Source organism: Streptomyces sp. S6, assembly GCF_054880855.1.
On sequence record NZ_JBTYMC010000583.1, the window covers coordinates 1 to 1,884 of the forward strand.

At 74.8% G+C, this 1,884-nt stretch carries 2 protein-coding genes and 1 pseudogene; all 3 read right to left on the reverse strand.

Annotation, left to right across the window (positions count from 1 at the left end):
• Positions 1–198: pseudogene (locus tag ACVNF4_RS35475) on the reverse strand (hypothetical protein); the annotation flags it as partial.
• Positions 195–1,151, reverse strand: coding sequence for an AAA family ATPase (locus ACVNF4_RS35480; protein WP_461806955.1), 957 nt, complete (start codon positions 1,149–1,151; stop codon positions 195–197). The pseudogene ACVNF4_RS35475 and the gene ACVNF4_RS35480, both read right to left, overlap by 4 nt.
• A partial coding sequence (locus ACVNF4_RS35485) for a VMAP-C domain-containing protein (RefSeq protein WP_461806956.1) occupies positions 1,148–1,884 on the reverse strand: 737 nt, incomplete at its 5' end. The genes ACVNF4_RS35480 and ACVNF4_RS35485, both read right to left, overlap by 4 nt.

The following is a 1,884-nucleotide window of genomic DNA, read 5'->3' on the forward strand; positions in this document are numbered from 1 at the left end:
AGCGGGCGGGGGAGCGGGCTGCGGGCGGGGCGGGGGGGGCTGCGGGGACAGCGGGGCACCGGCGTCGGCGGGCAGCCGGCGGGCCAGCCACAGGACGTCGAGGATCTGGTCGGCGTCCAGCTCCTCCGTGCCGGGCCCGCACGCCCGCAGGACCCGCAGGACCTCCCCCAGCCGCTCCCCGCCGCCCGCCGCCGTCACAGCGCGCCGGTCAACTGGTGCAGCACCGCGTCCAGCAGCCCCTCCGCGTCCAGGTCGACGCCGCCGATCCGCAGGAACACGGCGTTGAGCAACTGGTCGGTGGCCAGCTCGCCCGGCGCCCGGCGGTCCAGGAACGCCTCGATCAGGTCGTCCGCCTCCCGCATGGCCTCCTGCCCCAGATGGGCCGCGACGATGGCCCGCAGCCGGTCCGCGTCCGGCACCGGCAGGGCCAGCCGGACACAGCGCCGCAGGAAGGCGGGCGGGAAGTCCCGCTCACCGTTGCTGGTGATGACGACGACGGGGAACTCCGCGCACTGGACGCGCCCCTGACGCACCCGGACCGTGCCGCCGTGGTCGTGGGTCTGCACCTCGACGTCGGCCAGGTCCTCCGGGAGCCGGGAGAGTTCCCCGATCTCGAAGACGCCCTCCTCGAAGACGGTGAGCAGGTCGTTCGGCAGATCGACGTCCCCCTTGTCCATCTCGTCGATCAGCAGACAGCGCGGCGCCGCCGACGGCACGAGCGCGGTACCGAGCGGGCCGAGCCGGACGAACGTCCCGATGGACGGCTCCCGTTCACCCCGGTCCCGGCTGAGCGACGCCTCGTGCAGCCGGCCGATCGCGTCGTACGCGTACAGCGCCTCCGCGACCGTGGAGCGGCTGTTGACCGGCCAGCGCAGCAGCTCGCCCAGCCGCAGCTCGTGCGTGATCGCGCGGGCCAGGGACGACTTGCCGGTCCCGGCCGGACCCGTGACCAGCAGCGGACGGCGCAGATGCAGCGCGGCGTTGACGACATCGGCGTGCCGGGGCTCGATGAGATACGGCAGTTCGGGGCCGAGCCCGGGACCGGCCGAGAAACGGCGCCACGGCGGGGCGGACGGGAGGACGACGGGCCGGGGGACGCCGTCGCCGCGGAACAGGCGCCACTCCGCCTCGGAGCCGGACGCGGATGTCATGCGCTCTCCTGTGGTTCGCTCAGCTGCAACCGGGGCACGGCGCGGTCGGCGTCCGCCCAGGCGAGGACCGGACGGCCGGGGAACTCGGGCGGTCTGGCCAGGGCGTTCGCGCGGTAGCCGCGCACCCCGTCCGGCAGCTCCCGCGTGGCGACCTCGGCCATGGACCTGACGACGTGCGACCGCCCGTCCGAACCGCGGTCCCACACCACCACGGGGATACCCAGGGCGAGGCAGGTCTGCACGATCCTGTGCCGCTGCCGGCCGGGCGGTACATCCACGAAGACGCGGACCGTGTCCAGCCGGTTGACCAGCTGCGGATAGACCGTGTCCGGACTGACGGACTCGTCGACCGTGAACGGCTCACCCGAGTCGAGCCGGCTCCACCGGGTGCGCCAGTGCGGCAGGAAACGCCCGTGCCGACGCATGAGTTCGGGACAGCGCACGACCACCGGGAACTCCACCCCGAGCACCCCGGGCACCAGCTCACCCGGCACCCGCGCCGCCCACTCGTCCACCGGCAGGTCGAGGCTGTCGCGGTCCACGAGCACCTCGATCATCGGCGGCGGCGCGTCCTCGGCGGCGGGCGCGAGCGAGGCGACGACCCGCAGCACCTCCCGCGCCGCCTCCGACGGCGTGTACGACACGACGCTCTCGGTCGACACCCGCCGCGGCCCCGACCCCTCGTCGCACCAGATCCCCAGCCGGTGCCGGCCCGGCCGCGCCCGGGTGACCT

What these genes read in the sequence shown, in the direction of transcription:
- ACVNF4_RS35480 (WP_461806955.1), bottom strand. Translation starts at nt 1,151, where the DNA reads ATGACATCCGCGTCCGGCTCCGAGGCGGAGTGGCGCCTGTTCCGCGGC.